The organism is Pseudalkalibacillus decolorationis (genome assembly GCF_024609785.1).
In the GTDB taxonomy this organism is placed as follows: domain Bacteria; phylum Bacillota; class Bacilli; order Bacillales; family Fictibacillaceae; genus Pseudalkalibacillus; species Pseudalkalibacillus decolorationis.
Genome location: NZ_JANHJQ010000001.1, coordinates 199,868 through 218,408 on the forward strand (window position 1 = coordinate 199,868; position 18,541 = coordinate 218,408).

The 18,541-nt window shown below is 39.9% G+C and carries 20 protein-coding genes and 1 other annotated feature; of the genes, 1 reads left to right on the forward strand and 19 read right to left on the reverse strand.

The window, feature by feature from the left end; all coding sequences use genetic code 11:
* Position 1 precedes the first annotated feature (1 nt).
* From NON16_RS00995 to NON16_RS01015, 5 genes are all read right to left on the reverse strand, one after another.
* Positions 2 to 925 (reverse strand): PLP-dependent cysteine synthase family protein, encoded by a 924-nt coding sequence (locus NON16_RS00995; RefSeq protein ID WP_257346174.1) that lies wholly within the window; start codon positions 923 to 925, stop codon positions 2 to 4.
* 5 nt (positions 926 to 930) lie between these two features.
* A complete protein-coding gene (locus NON16_RS01000; protein ID WP_257346177.1) occupies positions 931 to 1,401 on the reverse strand; it encodes an S-ribosylhomocysteine lyase in 471 nt (156 codons plus the stop codon).
* A complete protein-coding gene (gene mtnN / locus NON16_RS01005) occupies positions 1,394 to 2,098 on the reverse strand; it encodes a 5'-methylthioadenosine/S-adenosylhomocysteine nucleosidase (protein ID WP_257346180.1) in 705 nt (234 codons plus the stop codon). The genes NON16_RS01000 and mtnN overlap by 8 nt, the downstream gene beginning before the upstream one ends.
* 13 nt (positions 2,099 to 2,111) lie before the next feature.
* Positions 2,112 to 2,756 (reverse strand): class I SAM-dependent DNA methyltransferase, encoded by a 645-nt coding sequence (locus NON16_RS01010; protein WP_257346182.1) that lies wholly within the window; start codon positions 2,754 to 2,756, stop codon positions 2,112 to 2,114.
* Between the two features lie 172 nt (positions 2,757 to 2,928).
* Positions 2,929 to 3,600 (reverse strand): YrrS family protein, encoded by a 672-nt coding sequence (locus tag NON16_RS01015; RefSeq protein ID WP_257346185.1) that lies wholly within the window; start codon positions 3,598 to 3,600, stop codon positions 2,929 to 2,931.
* A 216-nt stretch (positions 3,601 to 3,816) separates the two neighbouring features.
* Here NON16_RS01015 and NON16_RS01020 point away from each other — a divergent pair, with 216 nt between their 5' ends.
* Positions 3,817 to 4,053, forward strand: a complete 237-nt coding sequence (locus NON16_RS01020; protein WP_257346188.1) for a KTSC domain-containing protein — start codon at positions 3,817 to 3,819, stop codon at positions 4,051 to 4,053.
* A gap of 2 nt (positions 4,054 to 4,055) precedes the next feature.
* On the opposite strand, the gene NON16_RS01025 is transcribed toward NON16_RS01020, so the two are convergent.
* From NON16_RS01025 to NON16_RS01090, 14 genes are all read right to left on the reverse strand, one after another.
* Positions 4,056 to 5,819, reverse strand: a complete 1,764-nt coding sequence (locus tag NON16_RS01025; RefSeq protein ID WP_257346190.1) for a peptidoglycan D,D-transpeptidase FtsI family protein — start codon at positions 5,817 to 5,819, stop codon at positions 4,056 to 4,058.
* A gap of 224 nt (positions 5,820 to 6,043) precedes the next feature.
* The gene (greA, locus tag NON16_RS01030) at positions 6,044 to 6,520 is read right to left on the reverse strand and encodes a transcription elongation factor GreA (RefSeq protein ID WP_257346193.1); all 477 of its coding nucleotides are present in this window, start codon (positions 6,518 to 6,520) and stop codon (positions 6,044 to 6,046) included.
* 79 nt (positions 6,521 to 6,599) lie between these two features.
* Complete coding sequence (udk, locus tag NON16_RS01035; RefSeq protein ID WP_372508713.1) at positions 6,600 to 7,310, reverse strand: uridine kinase; 711 nt, start codon at positions 7,308 to 7,310, stop codon at positions 6,600 to 6,602.
* Positions 7,279 to 7,926, reverse strand: a complete 648-nt coding sequence (locus tag NON16_RS01040; RefSeq protein WP_257346199.1) for an O-methyltransferase — start codon at positions 7,924 to 7,926, stop codon at positions 7,279 to 7,281. The genes udk and NON16_RS01040 overlap by 32 nt, the downstream gene beginning before the upstream one ends.
* Positions 7,927 to 7,999: 73 nt before the next feature.
* Entirely contained in the window at positions 8,000 to 9,139 is a 1,140-nt protein-coding gene (mltG, locus tag NON16_RS01045) for an endolytic transglycosylase MltG (RefSeq protein ID WP_257346202.1), read from the reverse strand.
* A gap of 257 nt (positions 9,140 to 9,396) precedes the next feature.
* Positions 9,397 to 9,693: a DUF1292 domain-containing protein gene (locus NON16_RS01050; RefSeq protein WP_257346205.1), complete on the reverse strand. Its 297-nt coding sequence runs from the start codon at positions 9,691 to 9,693 to the stop codon at positions 9,397 to 9,399.
* 3 nt (positions 9,694 to 9,696) lie between these two features.
* Positions 9,697 to 10,134, reverse strand: coding sequence for a Holliday junction resolvase RuvX (gene ruvX, locus NON16_RS01055; protein WP_257346207.1), 438 nt, complete (start codon positions 10,132 to 10,134; stop codon positions 9,697 to 9,699).
* Between the two features lie 10 nt (positions 10,135 to 10,144).
* Entirely contained in the window at positions 10,145 to 10,417 is a 273-nt protein-coding gene (locus NON16_RS01060; protein ID WP_257346210.1) for an IreB family regulatory phosphoprotein, read from the reverse strand.
* A gap of 201 nt (positions 10,418 to 10,618) precedes the next feature.
* Positions 10,619 to 13,255 carry an alanine--tRNA ligase gene (gene alaS, locus NON16_RS01065; RefSeq protein WP_257346213.1) on the reverse strand — a complete coding sequence of 879 codons (2,637 nt, stop codon included), beginning with the start codon at positions 13,253 to 13,255 and terminating at the stop codon, positions 10,619 to 10,621.
* Between the two features lie 211 nt (positions 13,256 to 13,466).
* Positions 13,467 to 13,682 (reverse strand) — a binding site (T-box leader).
* Positions 13,683 to 13,730: 48 nt separating this feature from the next.
* Entirely contained in the window at positions 13,731 to 14,795 is a 1,065-nt protein-coding gene (locus tag NON16_RS01070) for an AI-2E family transporter (RefSeq protein WP_257346216.1), read from the reverse strand.
* A 32-nt stretch (positions 14,796 to 14,827) separates the two neighbouring features.
* Positions 14,828 to 14,974: a DUF3918 family protein gene (locus NON16_RS01075; RefSeq protein WP_257346219.1), complete on the reverse strand. Its 147-nt coding sequence runs from the start codon at positions 14,972 to 14,974 to the stop codon at positions 14,828 to 14,830.
* A 20-nt stretch (positions 14,975 to 14,994) separates the two neighbouring features.
* Positions 14,995 to 15,186, reverse strand: a complete 192-nt coding sequence (locus NON16_RS01080) for a hypothetical protein (protein WP_257346222.1) — start codon at positions 15,184 to 15,186, stop codon at positions 14,995 to 14,997.
* A gap of 156 nt (positions 15,187 to 15,342) precedes the next feature.
* Entirely contained in the window at positions 15,343 to 17,640 is a 2,298-nt protein-coding gene (gene recD2, locus NON16_RS01085) for an SF1B family DNA helicase RecD2 (protein ID WP_257346223.1), read from the reverse strand.
* 28 nt (positions 17,641 to 17,668) lie between these two features.
* Complete coding sequence (locus NON16_RS01090; RefSeq protein WP_257346226.1) at positions 17,669 to 18,331, reverse strand: tetratricopeptide repeat protein; 663 nt, start codon at positions 18,329 to 18,331, stop codon at positions 17,669 to 17,671.
* Positions 18,332 to 18,541: the final 210 nt, after the last annotated feature.

The window sequence follows — 18,541 nt, forward strand, 5'->3', positions numbered from 1 at the left end:
CTTAAATACCTCCCTGATAGATCTTTTTACTTAAGTATCGTTCACTGCTGTCTGCAAAGATCGTAACGATATGACTACCTTCAGGTGCATTTTCCGCTTCGATTAAAGCAGCATGGAGCGCTGCACCTGAAGAGCTTCCAACTAGTAACCCTTCCTTATGAGCAACTTCCTTCACCCGATCAAATGAGTCCACATCTGTGACAGTATGAATCGCATCAAAGTATTCGGTATCCATATAATCTGGTAAAAACTCCATGCCGATCCCTTCTGCTTTATGTGGTCCGGGTTCACCACCGTTTAAAATAGAGCCCTCAGGTTCAATAATCACTGTTTTCACGTTAGGGTTTTGCTCTTTAAGGTAACGAGCTGTACCCATGAATGTACCACCAGTTCCTGCACCAGCTAAGAAAATGTCGACTTTTCCATCAAGAGCGTTGTATATTTCAGGTCCTAACGTCTTATAATACGTATTCGGATTAGCAGGGTTTGCAAATTGCGCTGGATAATAGGCGCCCTCGGTTTCCTTTTCGAGTTGCTTCGCTTTTTCAATTGCACCAACCATACCTTTTTCTGTTGGTGTGTTAACAATTGTCGCTCCTAACGCACGCATCAGTTCTTGCTTTTCCTCACTGAATCGTTCAGGTACGACAAAGGTGACGTTTATTCCTTTGTTAACTGCAGCAAGCGCGAGTCCGATACCTGTATTACCAGCTGTCGGTTCAATCACTGTCCCACCTGGTTTCAATTTTCCACTTGTAAAGGCTTCTTCAAGAAGTTCTTTACCAAGTCGATCTTTAATGCTTCCACCCGGATTATAAAATTCAAGTTTCGCAAAAAGCCTTACACCATTAGGGAGATCAAAGTTGGTAATCTCCACAAGCGGTGTATGACCGATCAATTCCTGAACGTTCTTATAATACCTCATGCTGTTTATTCCTCTCCGAAAACGTCTTTCCATTCTCCACGTTTCTCAAGCATTGTCGCGGCAATTTCCTTTGCTCCTTCAAGACTATGGTTTGCCGCCCAGCCGCACTGTACTTCATTACATGCTGGAACTTCATCTGCTTTGAGGACATCATTTAACGTATTTTCAAGTACATCTAAAATCTCATCATAATCTGAATGGTTTAATACCGATAAATAAAATCCGGTTTGACAGCCCATTGGTCCAATGTCAATGACACGTTCATGATGGTTACGGATGTTTTCGGCCATCAAGTGCTCTAGAGAATGAAGACCGGGCATCAACATATATTCCTTATTTGGTTGTTTAAAGCGAATATCATATTTAGAGATTTCATCACCATTGTCACCCTTAGTTACGCCGACAAGACGTACATATGGTGCCCGTACTTTCGTATGATCGAGGTTAAAACTTTCTACATTCATTTTTTTAGCCATGCTTCTTCAGCTCCTTAATCATTTTTAGTATCAATTCTGCAGAGTTTTTGGCTGCAATTTTCAAAAATTGTTCAAATGACATTGGGGCATCTTTCCCCGCAATATCGGATAACGAACGAATGACGACAAAGGGAACCTTAAATTGATGACAAACCTGTCCTACTGCTGCTGCTTCCATTTCAGCAGCAAATAACGTTGGGAATTTCGTCCTAATAAATGCAACTCGCTCCGCGTTATTCATAAAAGAATCACCCGAAGCGATCATGCCTTTTACTACCTGCATTTCGGTGACATCCTTCGCACATTCCTCGGCTGTTCGAACGAGCATTTCGTCAGGTTGATAATGCGCCGGAAGTTGGGGGACTTGCCCATATTCATAACCAAACGCCGTCACATCGACATCATGATGACGAATTTCAGTTGAAATTACGACATCTCCTACATTTAAATCGGGATGAAAACCACCTGCTGATCCAGTGTTTATGACATAGTCTGGCTGATAGACCTGATTTAAAAGGGTAGTTGCAATTGCCGCGTTCACTTTACCAATACCCGATTTCAGAAGGATGATTTCCTGCCCTTCGAATTCTCCTGTATAAAATGTGCTTCCTGCAATTGTCTTTTCCTTATAATCACCTATTGAATTTAGGACAAGTTCAACTTCTTCATTCATTGCTCCAATAATAGCAATTTTCATTGTTCACGTTCCTTTACTTCTCTTTTTTGGTCGCTTTAATTAACCACACATACCTATTAAGTCGTTCATACGAAACTTCAAAGCCATGGGTATTAAAGCTTTCAGATAAGACACCGATTGTCGTGTAGTATTCTCTTTGTAAGTCTTCCAACAGATTACTGTAACCCTGCTTCTTCACTCTATCATGAATCTCTCGTTTACCTTGTTCATGTTCATAAACGGTGTCCGCAAATACAATTTTACCATTGTTACCGAGTAGCTTTCCATAGTTACGGATTGCTTCATCCTTCTCTTTATCAGTTAAGTGGTGAAAGGCATACGTGCTGACAATTGTATCTACTTGTATTTTGAGAGTTGGAAACGTTAAAAAGTCGCCATTTAAAAGGGATAGATCCGGAAAACGGCTTTGTGCTTTCTCCCTCATAGCTTGAGAAGGTTCAACACCTATAACATTTAAACCATTTTCAAGCAATCGTTCCGATAAATTACCTGTTCCTACACCAAACTCTAATACAGTACCCGATGATTCTTGGGCGACGCGATTTAGAATGTCCTGATATTGCTCAAAAACTTCGTGGTATTCGTTGTCTTTCCCGCTTACAGTTTCATCATAAGAGTCTGCCCATTCGTTAAAAAGGTCAATAAACTCTCTACCCACTTAAGCCACATCCTTTTAATCTATATTATTCCTATCATTATACTATGAATTAAATTGAATACGGCTACTACGTTATCATATCTCTGTTAAAAAGACAACAAATTCCGCTCTATATAAAGAAACAGGGATGCTCCCCGCATTTTGGAAGTCATCCCTGTTTACTATCATCTATTTAGTTGCCTGCAGCTCCAGGTACACGTTCTACAGATATTGGTTTCCATCCTTCTCCATCAACCCATTGGAGCATAACAACAAATGGATTAGCTTTGTCTTCTGGTCTGCTGACAATCCCTTTTGATTTTTGAGGGGATCCACCGTTTTCAATTCTCCAGTAGGTAATTTGATCCGCTGGAATCCCTGTTGCGTATTGAAGCGCCTCTTTCTTTTCTTTCCAGTCTACTGAACCAGTATCATAGCTTGAGACGTGTTCTCCTTCTTGAACCGTTCCCACTGGTTCCAATGAAGCATCAGGGCCACCTTCTTCAGCCGATTTATACGTACCTTCTTGCCCATCTTCCTTAGACTTATCCGAATCGTCCTCAGCCTTATCTTCCTCATCTTTCACACTTTCTTTATTCGTATCATCTGAAGGTTCTTTCGTTTCACTGTCAGATGAGTTATTTTTACTGTCGTTTGCATCTGATTGTTGTTCTTCCTCTGATGTTGTTGTATTTTCATTTGATGGGTCTGTGTTCGAAGCTTTCTCGTCTTCACTAAATAACAAGGAAGCCCCAATTGCTAAGATTGCAATAAACACAACCCCAATCAACAGATTTAATATCAAGTTTTGCTTTTTCTTTTGGGTCCGTTCATGTCTTGTTTGAAAAGAAAAATCTTTCTTCATCGTTCCCCCTCCATTTCTACATTTATTCTACCACTCTACAAGGATTCGATGAAGACTAAAAATTTCCTACCATCGCTTTTCATGCTGTTATCATTTTCACTATTTAGAGGATTTTTAATATTGTAATTATTTTTTTGTAATATTAGCACTAGTTTTGTCGTTAAAGAGGTATTTTACATTCACATGATAAATATAACAGTAAGGAGGGGTGAAATTATGCGCTTTACGACATTTCATTCAGATGAATGGAATTTGAAAACGTTTCATACGATTGGGTATCAGAAAGATTCTCAAACATTGCAAGTGTGTCTCCATGATGGTACTTCTCTAGAGCTGCAGGAGGTTACCGAACAGAATTTGTTTGAATTCATCCTTGCGCCTTATAAAGAACGTTATTTGCAAGAACAACTGCTTCCAAATCATAAAGTGAATGTCGTGCAAAAAAACCCATGAAACTACTGATCATTTGAAGATTGTTTATCATACTCATAGAGCTCATTTACGATTTCTGCAAATGCACGATTCGTTTTTGACTGCTGACTTTTCGAATTTAAATCAACGACAACAAGTGCATATTTAGGGTGATCTGCCGGAAAATAACCCGCGAACCATTTATTATTAACGGTAGTTTCGCCCTTTTCTGCTGTCCCAGATTTCCCCGCAACCTCTACAGGAAGTTTTGAAAATGCTTGATGGCCAGTGCCTTTTGGCTCCTTGACCACACCTTCCAACAGCGATTGTAACCTTTGTATCGTGTAAGGAGATAGTGTTGAACCATCGATATTCTGCTCCTCAAATTCTACTAGTGTCGCTCCATTTTTGTATTGAACAGAAAGAGCAGCACGGACTTGTTTCTTCTCACCACCCCTTGCTATTGTTGCCATCATATTAGCGATGGATAGCGGGGATAATCGTACATTCAATTGTCCGATTGCCGTTTGTGCAACGGCTTTCGTAACCTGTTTATCCCCATTTCCTTTCCACATGATATTCTTCTTTTCACCCGGAAAGTGTTGAAATTGATCGTAATGAAACACTGAACCGGTCCAACCTGAGATCTGAGTTATGCCGAGCTTTCCACCAACATCCTCAAGCGCATCTTGATCTTCTTTTATTAATTCATTTAATAGCGTAGCAAATGTAACATTACAGCTCTGGTAAAAGCTTTCTTCAAATGATAATAGCCCTAACTTCCGAGAAGCTTCACCATCTTTATAAACATTTTGATTGCAATTAAACTGGCGATCAGCTAGTTGGAAGTTCTGTTCAATAGCTGCGGCTGCAGTTAAAATTTTAAAAACAGACCCTGGAGTTTGAGGGGCTAGCATTTGATTTCCAGTTCCCTTTTTTAGCGGGTCAGATTCCGGAAATAAAGGGCGGCTAACCATTGCAAGTACATCACTTGTTTCAACATCTAGTAAAACAGCGCCCCCATCTTTAATTCCGGACTTATTTATTGCCCGTTCGAGTATTCGTTGTTTATTCTGATCCAACGTTGTTGTTAAAGCGATCGGATAGAAGGGGTTGGATGGAGCCGTATACTTCACATCGAGTCCAAACAAGGGCCGCCCAGACTGCTGAACATGATAGATGAGCTCCGATCCCCCTTCTGATACTAAAAAAGGATCAAATGCTTTTTGAATACCTAGAACACCAATTTTTGTTTGGTTGCTAAGTAAACCTTTGCCAATCCGTTCAGGATAACGTTCCAATACCATTTCGGGGTTTTCCCGGACCGCTCCGATAAAATGGGCGGCAAAATCAGATGGTTGATTCTGAGTAACCAATTGCCCATATGCACCCGGAATACCCATATCATTGATTTCATCAACCTTTTCTGGTGTAATATTGGCTGAATCGACAACGAGAGGTTTTGAGCGATTTTTCAGCTTCGATTTTATTTCCTCGCTTGAGATACCTAGAACTTGACTAAGTTTATGTAAATTCTGATTATCGTTATATAAGAAGGGAAATAGAATGACTGACGGCTGATGAAGTTCATGTAATAATTCTCCATACCGATCGAAAAGCTTACCTCTCCCATCATCAATTGCGATTGAATGTACCCTTTGCTCAACACTTTCTTCAATTAAGTTTACCTCATGGCTTGAAAAGGAAAGTGTATCGAATAATTGAATCTGTGCAAGTCGTCCCACTAAGATTCCTAAGCCAATCACAGTCATTATTAAGATGTGGTAGATTCGTTTCGGATTTTGCATGCATTCCACCTCTTCTATCATTTTGACCGAAACGAATCTTTTTAAAACCGGTGCAATTAAAGAAAACTTGGTAAAGCCAAGCCTTTAGCGCCGGCTGAGCCTTAGTTGCGCTTATACTATAGAAAGTATTTTTATACTTTCTTAACGTGAGAAAAAAGCTGACCTTAAAAGTCTTCAACCACTTTGGATTGATCCCCTTTGATCAGCTTATCAATAATTATAGATTATTGAACCTCTACGATTCGAACATTCATTTCGCCACCCGGTGTTTGGACCGAAACCTCATCACCGATTGTACGCCCAAGTAAACTTCTCGCCATCGGAGAATCGTTCGAAATTTTACCTTCAAATGGGTCTGCTTCTGCACTTCCCACAATTTGATATGTTTCTTCCTCGCCATCAGGTAATTCAACAAACTTAACAGATTTACCGATGGAAACAATGTTTGGATCTTGATTTTGTTCTTCGATAATCTCCGCATTCCGTACCATTTTTTCAAGTTGTTGTATACGTGCTTCTACGAAGGCTTGTTCATCCTTTGCTGCATCATATTCGGAATTCTCGGAGAGATCCCCAAAGCCCCGCGCTACTTTAATACGCTCAACAACTTCTTTTCGTTTTTCTGTTTTTAAGTATTCAAGTTCACTCTCTAATTTTTTCTTACCTTCTAAAGTCATATAGTGTTTTTTTTCTTCTGCCATCGCTACTCACTCCTCCAAAAACCTTCTCGTTTCCGACTAGTATATGCTTCATAGATAAAGACGTATTAATAAAACATTGTTAGAATTTTAAGATCTCTTTAGATTCGAGGATTGTCCGAATCTTTGTTACCATAAGGTCGATTGCTACGTGATTCTGTCCGCCTTCTGGAATAATAATATCCGCATATCTTTTCGTCGGTTCAATAAATTGATTGTGCATCGGACGAACGACAGAGGTGTATTGATCGATAACAGAATCGATTGAACGTCCTCTTTCATTTATATCACGTAACATTCTCCGGATAATACGTAAATCTGCATCAGTATCTACAAATAACTTAATATCCATGAGATCACGTAGTCGTTCGTCTTCAAGGATTAGAATACCTTCTAATATGATAACATCTTTTGGGTCAATTGGAATTATTTTATCACTTCTTGTATGCGCTGTATAGTTATATACAGGCTTTTCAATTGATTCGTTATTTCGTAGTCCTTCAATATGCCGAATTAATAAATCGTTATCAAAAGCAAGCGGGTGATCATAATTCGTGTTTAATCGTTCTTCCATCGATTTCTCAGATTGATCTTTATAATAAGCATCCTGCTCTATAATAAGGATGGACTGATCTCGGAACTGACGAAAAACCTCTTTAGCGACTGTCGTTTTCCCTGAACCAGAACCTCCCGCAACACCGATTACAACTGGTTTTTTTGCCATGCGGACTTCCCCTTTATCCTTTCTTCTACGTTCTACCTCAGACTTTTTTGATGCTGATTGCCATTCCATCCCCAACTGGGAGAATGGTTGACTGAAAGTCGGTTTGATTCATTAGAAACTCATTATAGTTTCGGATTTTATGTGTAAGTTTCCGAAAGCGTCTTGAATCGATCTCTTCATCACGTTTAGAAACAAATCCTCGAAATAAGACATTATCACTAATAATAACGCCACCTGGCACTAGCATCTTCTCAAACGCTTCAAAGAATCGTTCATATTGACCTTTCGCAGCATCAATAAAAATAAAATCGTATGGACCTTCTTTCTCAATTGATTCCACTCTTTCCAATGCATCGCCTTCTAAGACGGAAATCTTACCATTTAAACCGACCTTACTTATATTTTGGATGGCTTGCGTATATCGTTCGCTATCTCGTTCGACGGAAACGAGATGACTCTCATTTAAAGCTTGTGAAATACGGATAGCTGAATAACCAATTGCAGTACCAATCTCAAGTATTCTTTTAGGTTGATGAATTCTTACTATTTGTAATAGAGCTTCCATTCCAATCAAATCCATAATCGGAACATTATTTTGTTCAGCTTCATTTTCCATTTGTTCAACTTCAGGTGAACGTTTAGAAATTAAGCCTTCTAAGTATTGTTTAAGTTCTTCTGTTATCAACGGAAGCCCTCCTTAACCCGATATATTTTAACATAATAAAAGAGGGAATGCGAATTATCATTCCCTCTAAAGGCTAGTCGTTATTCTTTTTCGCTAGCTCACGCCATTCATGGATGTATTTTTCCTTGTACTTATTATGTTCTTGTAAGTTTTTCGCATAAAGCACCTCACCATTTGGACGTGCAAAGAAATAATAGTACGGATTTCCTTCTGGATTTACAGCAGCGTTAATGGCTGATTTTCCAGGTGTCGCAATAGGACCAATCGGGAGGCCTGGAGTTGTATACGTATTGTAAGGTGATTCATTTTCAGTATCATTGTAGGTTACAATAATTTTCGATTCCTGTTGTGCATAGGTTACCGTTACATCTGACTGTAATGGCATTCCCTTTCCTAAACGGTTATAGAAGACACCCGACACAAGGAAACGATCTTCCTTCTTTTTAGCTTCTTCTTCAATAATGGAAGCAAGGGTTAATATTTCATGTGTCGAATACCCGCTTTCTTGAATTTCTCCCTTATAATTAGCAACAACAGTGTTCATTTTTTTAACCATCGTTTCGATAATCGATTCAAGGGATTGGTCTTTTTTATAAAAGTCATACGTCGCAGGGAACAAATAACCTTCTAGAGGCCACATGATCTTTTTATCCAATATCTTTTCTGAAAGAACCGGATACTTCGAGATTAATGCTTTGATAAACTTTTCATCCTTCATTTTCTTAAGGATTTCATCTTCTGTATAATCGGTTTGGTCAGCAATCTTTTTTGAAACTTGCGGGATACGAAGGCCTTCAGGAATCCGCACAGTGATTTCTGCGTCTTTAAAAACCTTTCCATCCTTTAAAGCAGTAACTATATCTGTCATCTCCATAGACTTGTTTAAAGAATAATTACCAGCCTGGAAGTCATTTTCATTTTTATATTTTACATAATACTTAAAGACAAGTGCGCTATTGATAACTCCGTTGTCTTCAAGTCGTTTTGCAATTTCACCTGTGGATGTTCCAATCGGTATTTTAACTTCAATACTTTTTTCATTACCGGGGTCAACCGGTTCTAATGCACCTTGTACATATACATAACCACCGATTCCAACACCAAGGATTGCCAGTACTAAAACGCCAAATACGATAAAAACAATTTTTCGTACAATATTGGCTTCCTGATGACGGCGTTGTATCGTTTCTTGATCTAGATTTGGTTGAAGCACTAATGATCCCCCTTCCTCTCATCTGTTCTATTATAACGATAACGCCTTAAATTTTCAGCTAAAATTCAACATTTTTTGTATTTTAGTCGAATCTACAGTACGGTATGTGAAATTTTTCGATTAAAGTCTGCTAGTGATTTAAGGGACCGTTTAATCGAACTTTTTTACGAAACTACAGCGACCTTTCTGTTTACATGATTAAAACATTAAAAGAGGATGGCTCAAAAGGAGCCACCCTCTACCACTTTTTAGTTGTTTTACATTTCTTCTGATGCTTGGAAAGTGTTGATCATTTCTTCGATCATATCCCATTCTTGATCAGTTTCAATTGGGAACAATTCGATGTCATCCTCTTTTTCACTTTTGTCTTCATATCGGAAGGCAAAAACTTCTACTTCCTCATCATCTTCTGTTTCTCCGTCGTCTCCAACTGGAATTAGAACCATATAGGAATGTTCTGTTTCATCGACATCAAATGTGAATAAAACTTCAAACAGATGTTCTTCACCATTCTCATCTGGAATGATGATACGCTCTTTTTCTTCTTCTGGCATATGTTACACCTTCTTTCCGTCATTTTGTGCTGCCGGACTATCGAGGAAGCCTTGTAAAATGAGGACAGCAGCCATTTTATCAATGACCCCTTTACGCTTTTTCCGGCTAACATCAGCATCAATAAGCATTCTTTGCGCTGCAGCTGTCGTTAACCGTTCATCCCACAAAACCGTAGGTACGTTTAATGTTTCCTCGATTTCCTTGGCAAATTCTTGACACATTTCTCCACTAGGGCCAATCGTACCGTTCATATTTTTCGGGAAACCTACACAGACTTTTGTAACCTCATACTTGCTAACCAGATCACTGAGATAAGAAAGATCCTCATTAAGCTGTTTTTTTCTTTTATAGGTTTCTAGTCCTTGGGCCGTCCAGCCTAATGCATCACTTACAGCAATTCCAATCGTTTTTGTCCCAACATCAAGTCCTAATATTCGCATAAACCCGAGATTACCGTTCTCTTTCTTGATGTTGATTCAAATATGATTTAACGAGTTCTTCAATTAACTCATCCCGCTCGAGTTTGCGAATCATGCTTCTTGCATCGTTATGACGAGGGATGTAGGCAGGATCCCCTGAAAGTAGATACCCAACAATCTGGTTAATTGGATTGTATCCTTTTTCCTGCAACGCGTCATAAACCGTCAGCAACACATGTTTGACATTGGCATCCATCGAGTCATCATGAAAATTAAATTTTACTGTTTTGTCCATTGAGCTCATCTTGACACCTCTCTTTAGCGTTTAAAGAATACTTGGCTAATGCCAAGCTTTACCGCAGACAATTGCCTAAGTAGACTTATACTTGGGACTTAAACTTTTCTATGACATCGCTTATACCTCTTGCTGAAAAGTTTTCCTATCCTACGTGTGAAATGGTCTATACACGCTTTTCTATTTCCATTGTACAATACGTAAACACATTTAGGAAATGGATTTAACCCATTCGTAAACATATTTTAATGCTTCATCTAGCTTTTCGGGTTGCTTCCCACCTGCTTGTGCCATATCTGGACGGCCTCCCCCACCGCCGCCACAACGCTCAGCTACCTCTTTCACAAGTTTCCCGGCATGGTAGCCTTCCTTAGTTAAGTCTGCGGTTACACCTGCAACAATATTCACCTTTTCATTTTGAGCTGCACCAAGGACGACGACTCCACTACCGATTTGATTTTTCAAGTCATCTACGATGGATCTTAGGTTATTCATATCGCTCGCTGAAATCTTCTTCGATAATACTTTGACTCCGTCGATTTCTTGTATCGAATTTGTTAACTGCCCTGCTTCAATATTTGCCAGTTTTGACTTGAATGATTCATTCTCACGTTGGAGTTCCCGTAATTGACCTTGCAGACCTTCAATTTTCGATGGAACCTCTTTTAAATTTGACTTAAGCATCGCAGCTGAGTCCTTTAAAATTTGTACCTGACCGGTCAAATATCGGTATGCTCCTTCGCTAGTAACAGCTTCAATTCGACGGGTGCCAGCACCGATACCAGATTCAGCAATAATCTTAAAAAGGCCAATTTCAGCTGTTTTCTCAACATGGCAGCCACCACATAATTCAAGGCTATAATCTCCAACCTTAACGACACGTACGATGCTTCCATACTTTTCTCCAAAGAGAGCCATAGCACCCATTGCTTTAGCTTCGTCAATTGGTTTTACCATTTTGTCAACCGGAATGTTGTCCCATATTTTTTCATTTACGCTGATCTCAATCTTCTCCAACTCTTCAGGAGTGATTTGGTTGAAGTGCGAAAAGTCAAAACGTAGACGGTCGGGTGCTACTAATGAACCTGCCTGATTAACATGCTTTCCAAGTACATCCTTTAAGGCTTGATGTAATAAGTGGGTTGCCGTATGGTTCTTAACCACACCAGCACGGCTTTCTGCATCAACCTTTGCGTCTACCTGATCATTAACATTCAACGTTCCATTCTCGATAATGACGGTATGGAGATGCTGTCCATTTGGAGCTTTTTGAACATCCTTAACCGTCGCTTTTACCTCATTGTTCGAAATTGTTCCATAATCAGAGATCTGTCCACCACTTTCTGCATAGAATGGTGTCTTTTCTAGTATGACTATCACGTCGTCCCCTTGGGTTGCCTGTTTGATCGTCGCGTTACCTTGAATAAGCACAGTAACAAGTGTTGTTTCATGTAGATTCTCATACCCGGAAAATTCACTATGTTCATGAATATCACTCAACACACCTGTTTGGACTTGCATTGAATCAAATTCCTGGCGCGCAGAACGAGCACGTTCTCGTTGAGCTTCCATCTCTACTTCAAATTCCTTAAGGTCAACCGTCATTTCTTCTTCTTCAACGTACTCTTGAGTAAGCTCGAATGGGAAACCATACGTATCATAAAGTTTAAAAGCATCTTTCCCTGAGATAGTCAAACTACCAGCGGCTTTTTCCTTTTTAATGATTTCGGATAAAATCGCAAGACCTTCATTAATTGTTTCATGGAATCGTTCTTCTTCATTCTTAATCACTTTCTGGATGAAATGGACATTGTCCTGCACGTTTGGATAAAATGCAGCCATAATCTCAGCAACAGTTGGAACAAGCTCGAACATAAATGGTTTATTTACACCGATCTGTTTCGCAAAACGGATCGCACGTCTCACAAGACGGCGTAATACATAACCCCGTCCTTCATTTGATGGAAGAGCACCGTCAGCAATCGCAAATGAAACTGTACGGATGTGGTCGGCAATGATTTTGAACGCTGTATCGTGTTCTGTGTTCTTCCCGTATGAATAGCCGGATATTTTTTCAGTTTGATTGATGATCGGCATAAACAAATCCGTTTCATAGTTCGTCGGTGCATCCTGAAGTGCACATATCACCCGCTCGAGTCCCATTCCTGTATCAATGTTCTTCTTCGGAAGCGGTGTATAGCTTCCGTCAGGATTATGGTTAAATTGTGAAAAAACCAGATTCCATATTTCAAGGTATCTTTCGTTCTCTCCACCTGGAAACAGTTCGGGGTCATTCGGATCATTGCCGTACTTTTCACCACGATCGAAAAAGATTTCGGTGTTCGGTCCACTTGGCCCTTCGCCGATATCCCAGAAGTTTTCCTTCAGACGGACAATTCGTTCTTCTGACAATCCAATTTCCTTATGCCAGATATCATGTGCTTCGTCATCTTCAGGATGAATCGTAACTGAAAGCTTTTCTGGTTCAATGCCAAGCCATTTTTTGCTTGTTAGAAATTCCCACGCCCAATGAATGGCTTCTTTTTTAAAATAATCTCCAATCGAGAAGTTACCAAGCATCTCAAAAAAGGTGTGGTGACGTGCTGTTTTCCCAACGTTCTCAATATCATTTGTCCGGATCGACTTTTGAGCATTTACGATACGTGGATTTTCAGGCACAACTCGTCCATCAAAATATTTCTTTAATGTTGCCACACCACTATTGATCCAGAGAAGAGTAGGATCTTCATGTGGAACAAGTGAAGCACTAGGCTCAACACGATGGCCTTTTTCTTTAAAAAAGTCTAGGTACATTTGTCTTACTTCTGCTGAGTTTAATTTGTTCATTTGTTTTTCCCTCCAACCATTCATACTTTTTGTAAAAAAGAAAAGCATAAGCGCCCGGTTCAGCCCCGAAGGTCACTGGAAGGCCAACGAGGAGGCTGTGCCGCCGCAGTGGACTGAAGTGATCCGAGGGGTTGGGCGCTGGAGCTAGACATTACATCCATGCAACAAAAATTTCAAACTTTCTTAACGTGCAAAAAAACCCTCAGTCCTCAACAGGGACGAGAGTTATTCACGCGGTACCACCCTGGTTATAGATACATCATCGATTGTATCCATCACCTCAAGCCACAGTAACGGTGTGTTCCGGCAGGGTTTTCCTGCATTCCGGAGTAGCCTTCAGTCAAGCTTCCTACAGAATCCTTTCAGCCAAGGGGATTCCTCTCTAGTCGTATAAGCATAGACTTACTCGCTCCATCAACATGTTAATCTTTTTAGTTCTACTTTGGCTTATTATAGCCGGAATTGTGAAACGATGTCAAACACTTCTAAAATGATTTCTTGCATGAATAAATAGTACTTTTCCAACTGCAAATAATGGAACGGCAATAATTAGACCAACAATTCCCCCTATCTCCCCTCCTACAAGTAAGGCGAAGATAATACCGATTGGGTGAATATGTAGATTTTTTCCGACGATTAACGGTCCTAATATATTTCCCTCCACAAATTGGAGCACAAACAGTATTCCAATCACAATTAAGAGCTTGTTTATTGAAACGGTTGCTGCTAGAAGTGCAACTGGAACCGCTCCAAGAATCGGTCCAAAATACGGGATAAAGTCTGTGATCCCAATGATTACACCCAAAATAACGGGATAAGGAACACCAGCGGTCCAGAATGCGCCGATAGCCAGTATGGACAGGATCAAAGCGACCGTTAATTGCCCACGTATATAGTTTCCCAATGATAAATCGATATCTTTAAGAAGTTTCTTCCCGGGTTTTCTCCATTTTCTTGGGGTAACTGCTCGAGCCAGTTTGTTGATTTGTTCAATGTCCTTTAGCATATAGAATACTAGGAACGGTATAACAATCCATGTAAACAAATTGCTCCAAAAGCTTTTTAAAACTCCTACAATACTTGTGATTAAAGCATAAAGGTAATCTTCTACAGAATCGAGTATATTCTCAAACTCTGTGTGCACGGTTTCAGGAAGGTGATCGGTATGATCGTAGAATTCCTTAATCCAGTGCTGGTACGTATTTGATAATGTGGGCAATTGTTCACCCAAATCTTTTAACTGGATTACAAGGTATGGAACACTTTTTACAATGACGAAACCAATTCCACCAAAAAAGGTAAAATAAATAATTAAGACTGCCAACGAGCGGGGGAAACCCCTTTTATGTAACCCTTCCACTATCGGATGGAGCAAATAGGTTATAAAAATCGCGATCAGAAAGGGAACAAATATTGTAAGGATGACATCAAGAACAGGATGCCAAAAAGGACGGAGTTTTAATATAACAAGTCCACATAGTAGAATGAGAAGGACTATTCCTAATCGGACGAGTGATTCAACTGTAAATAACTTTTTCATAAACTCCACCGGTCCTGTATTCTATGTGATTGTTAATAAATCCACCGTGCAACTTTTTTACGTACCTTTTTCATTTTTCTACTGGACATCAAATCCTCCAGCTTCCTATCTTTCATATATCTTGTAAGGACATAAGCCCCTGCACAGGTGGTAATAATTGTTGTAAGTTTCCGATTCATCGTTGCAACACCTTCCAATCTCACATTGGCATCTGTAAATCTTCATCTTCAAAAAGATCGTCTAATGAAGTAAGGCTTCCATCTTCCTCAATTTGACTAAGAGCAAGTTTTCCATCAACTGCTGTCAATTCAATAAAACATCCCCAGCAATAATATTGTTCCGCACCTATCTTTCCAAGATCCTTAGATTGGCAGTTCGGACATCTCATCAATAGATCCACCTCCTGAACGAATGATAATTCATTCGGCTCATAATTACTTCTATTAATATGTCCGAATCTGATGCTTTTTATACCCTAGAGACATTTCATCTAGGCCCAACATCGTATACTCTCTTATCCCCAAAAACAAGAGGCTGACCCGATGAGTCAGCCCTCCGAATATGGAACGTTGTCTTTTAGTAGAACAACTTCTGTAAGTTTTGCGGATAGTTTAGAATTCCTTGAACCAACCTCCGTCTGCCGAACTGCTATATTCAAAGCATCTAGCTCACCGCATAAGATCAAAAATTCTTTGCTGCGCGTAACCGCTGTGTAGATCAGGTTACGTTTAAGCATCCTATAGTACCCTTTGACAATGGGAAGAACAACGATCGGAAACTCACTTCCTTGGGACTTATGAATCGAACAGCAATAGGCGTGTGTGATTTGATTAAGATCGGACTTTGTAAAAGTTACTTCAACAGGGTCATATGAGATAACAACCTGATCCTCTTTATCTACTGTTTCTTTTGCATGGATAATCGATACGATTTCACCAATGTCACCATTAAAGATTTGATCTTCGGGTGAATTAACGAGTTGGAGTACTTTATCCCCTACACGGTAGGTTGTTTCGTAATGTTGGATTTCTCGACGTTGGTCATGTGGCGGGTTGAACATTTCTTGAAGTTTAAGATTAAGTTCATCGATTCCTGCCTTGCCTCTATACATTGGTGCAAGCACTTGAATATCTTTAGCAGTATATCCCTTGGTTAACGCACTTCGACAAACTTGTAAGACTGCCTCTGTCACCTGACTCTGGGTGCAGGGAAAGAATCTACGATCATGCTGCGGTTTCGAAATATCATCTGGTACATTACCGTCCTTCATTTCGTGTGCCAGTTGGATAACAGTTGAACCTTTCGCCTGTCGATAAATTTCTTCAAGTCGAACAATGGGTATCGCATCTGAAGAAATAAAATCCTTTAGGACTTGACCGGGACCAACGGAAGGAAGTTGATCTTCATCGCCAACTAGAATGATTTGAATTTCATTTGGTAATGCCTGAAATAAACGGTATGCAAGCCATAAGTCTACCATCGACATCTCATCAATAATCAGCAGTCTTCCTTTAATAGGGTGATCCTCGTTATGCTCAAAACCATTCCCGCCTTTCCAACCTAATAAGCGATGAATGGTGACCGCGGGAATTCCTGTGGACTCACTCATTCGTTTCGCTGCCCGACCGGTTGGAGCAATGAGCAGAAACGGAAACTCCCCATCCTCATAATCTTTAGGCTCAAGAGAAACACCATGTATTTCTGAATATACTTCGATAATCCCTTTAATAACAGTTGTTTTCCCTGTACCCGGTCCCCCTGTTAAGATCATAATTGATGAGGTTAAAGCCTTGTAAATCGCCTCTTTCTGAGCGTCCGCATATTCCATCTCCTGTTGTTCCTCAAGCCCACCAATCGCAGTATAAAAATCGGAAAGTTCGATTTTTTCATACTCATTGTGTTTCAAGCGTTGACCAATCGATTTAATGAGTCCGTTTTCTGAAAAGAACAAGGAAGGTAAATAGGCATCTTCCTCGTCAATATAAACATTCCCCCCTTGGTGCAGGCCAACAATTTCACTGTAAAAATCGATTTCTTCATCATATGTATTATGAAATAACAACGACTTGGTTTCTTTAATTAATTCCTCTACAGGTAAGTAGGTATGTCCATGCTGCATACAGATTTCTTTTAACGTAAAAAGAAGACCAGCCTGAATCCGTTCTGAGGAACTCCGTTCAATCCCGAGTGCACGACCAATTTCATCAGCACGTTGAAATCCAATCCCATCGATATCATAAATTAATTGATATGGATTCGTTTGGATCGTGGACAGTGCCTCATCCTGGTATTCTTGATAAATTTTAATTGCTGTAGAAGGTCCAATTCCATATTGATTCAGCGTACTAAGTAATTGTTCAAGGCCTTGGTGCTCCATTAGGGTCTTGTGAATCGTCTTCGCCCGATCTTCGGTTAGGTCTGGAACTTTCTCAAGACTAGCTGGGTCCTCCATGATTTTCAAAAAAGCGTCAACCCCAAGTGTGTGTATAACCTTTTCTGCAGTTTTCTTTCCAATACCTGAGAAAAGATCACTTGATAAATAAAGGATCATTCCCTCTTCCGTACGTGGCAAGTCTTTTCGATAAAATTCAGCGATAAATTGTTTTCCATATTTAGGATGTTCACGTACTGCACCCCAAAATATATAGACCTCCTCATCGGATAGTACCGGAAAAGTACCTACAACAACCATCTCATCGTCACTATTAGCAAGGTCAGATTCTTTTACAGCTACTTTAAGAACAAAATAATACGTTTCATTATTGTGAAAAATCCTTTGACGAATCGACCCTTTTATATATCTCTTATCTCCCGTATTTAAATCAAACTGGCTTTGTCGTTCCATCGTCTCGCCCCGCTACATTTTGGAATACTTATTTACCCCGTAAATCATCAGCCCTTTTCATTCCATTATGCGCAAGTAAATGGTCAGGCTGGGCCTTAGTAGCACATTCAAACATTTCGAATGCGGTATCATAACGTTCTTTATACATATACGCTACACCTAGATTATAGTAAGCATCTGCATGATCCTTTTCTTTTTGAACAACCTTTTCAAGCGCAGTAATCGCCTCGGTGAACATTTCAAGTTTGCCAAGAGTCAACCCGTATTCAAACAATGCCTCGGTATCCCCTGGATTCTGCTCTACCGTCAATTGAAAATGTGGCATTGCACGTAAAGAGTCACCTAATTGCGCAAAACTCATACCAAGCATAAAATGAGAATCCGAATCAGAAAGGCCTTTTTTGATCGCTGTGTCGAACAAGTCAATTGCATCATCATATTGTTCTAGTTTATAAAAAACAATACCAGCACCATAAAAAGCTGCAGGTAGTTCGTCATCCAAGGTAATCGCTTTATCATAAAACCCGATCGCCTTGTCATATTCCCCTACACGCTCAAGTAGGTTCCCGAAGTTCGTGTAGATAATCGGATCTTCCGGCTTTTCCTCGAGTGCTTTATGAAATGCTTTCGCTGCTTCTTCATATTTTCCTTCCTGCATCAGTTGAATACCTAACTTATTCTTATCTGACATCGAAACCCTCCTTTTATTAGTGGGTGAACAACCACCAATACACTATTTTTAAAAAGGATCGGGCTGACTCACTAAAGAACGATCTCTGAGTCAACCCGTAGTGATCAAGCTATTTATAAGAAAAGCGCAAGCGCCCTGTACCTGCGTCTACAAGGGAATACTACGAAGCGGGCTTCCTCGGTACAACTCGTAGCTTATAGGCAAGTACCG

Coding starts and splice junctions, on each gene's coding strand:
- NON16_RS01015 (WP_257346185.1), bottom strand. CDS start 3,600: ATGAAGAAAGATTTTTCTTTTCAAACAAGACATGAACGGACCCAAAAG.
- NON16_RS01075 (WP_257346219.1), bottom strand. CDS start 14,974: ATGAATCGGAAACTTACAACAATTATTACCACCTGTGCAGGGGCTTAT.
- NON16_RS01050 (WP_257346205.1), bottom strand. CDS start 9,693: ATGCCAGAAGAAGAAAAAGAGCGTATCATCATTCCAGATGAGAATGGT.
- mtnN (WP_257346180.1), bottom strand. CDS start 2,098: ATGAAAATTGCTATTATTGGAGCAATGAATGAAGAAGTTGAACTTGTC.
- NON16_RS01025 (WP_257346190.1), bottom strand. CDS start 5,819: ATGCAAAATCCGAAACGAATCTACCACATCTTAATAATGACTGTGATT.
- ruvX (WP_257346207.1), bottom strand. CDS start 10,134: ATGCGAATATTAGGACTTGATGTTGGGACAAAAACGATTGGAATTGCT.
- recD2 (WP_257346223.1), bottom strand. CDS start 17,640: ATGGAACGACAAAGCCAGTTTGATTTAAATACGGGAGATAAGAGATAT.
- NON16_RS01000 (WP_257346177.1), bottom strand. CDS start 1,401: ATGGCTAAAAAAATGAATGTAGAAAGTTTTAACCTCGATCATACGAAA.
- NON16_RS01020 (WP_257346188.1), top strand. CDS start 3,817: ATGCGCTTTACGACATTTCATTCAGATGAATGGAATTTGAAAACGTTT.
- NON16_RS01070 (WP_257346216.1), bottom strand. CDS start 14,795: ATGAAAAAGTTATTTACAGTTGAATCACTCGTCCGATTAGGAATAGTC.
- NON16_RS01090 (WP_257346226.1), bottom strand. CDS start 18,331: ATGTCAGATAAGAATAAGTTAGGTATTCAACTGATGCAGGAAGGAAAA.
- udk (WP_372508713.1), bottom strand. CDS start 7,310: ATGGAATGGCAATCAGCATCAAAAAAGTCTGAGGTAGAACGTAGAAGA.
- alaS (WP_257346213.1), bottom strand. CDS start 13,255: ATGAACAAATTAAACTCAGCAGAAGTAAGACAAATGTACCTAGACTTT.
- NON16_RS00995 (WP_257346174.1), bottom strand. CDS start 925: ATGAGGTATTATAAGAACGTTCAGGAATTGATCGGTCATACACCGCTT.
- greA (WP_257346193.1), bottom strand. CDS start 6,520: ATGGCAGAAGAAAAAAAACACTATATGACTTTAGAAGGTAAGAAAAAA.
- NON16_RS01060 (WP_257346210.1), bottom strand. CDS start 10,417: ATGAGCTCAATGGACAAAACAGTAAAATTTAATTTTCATGATGACTCG.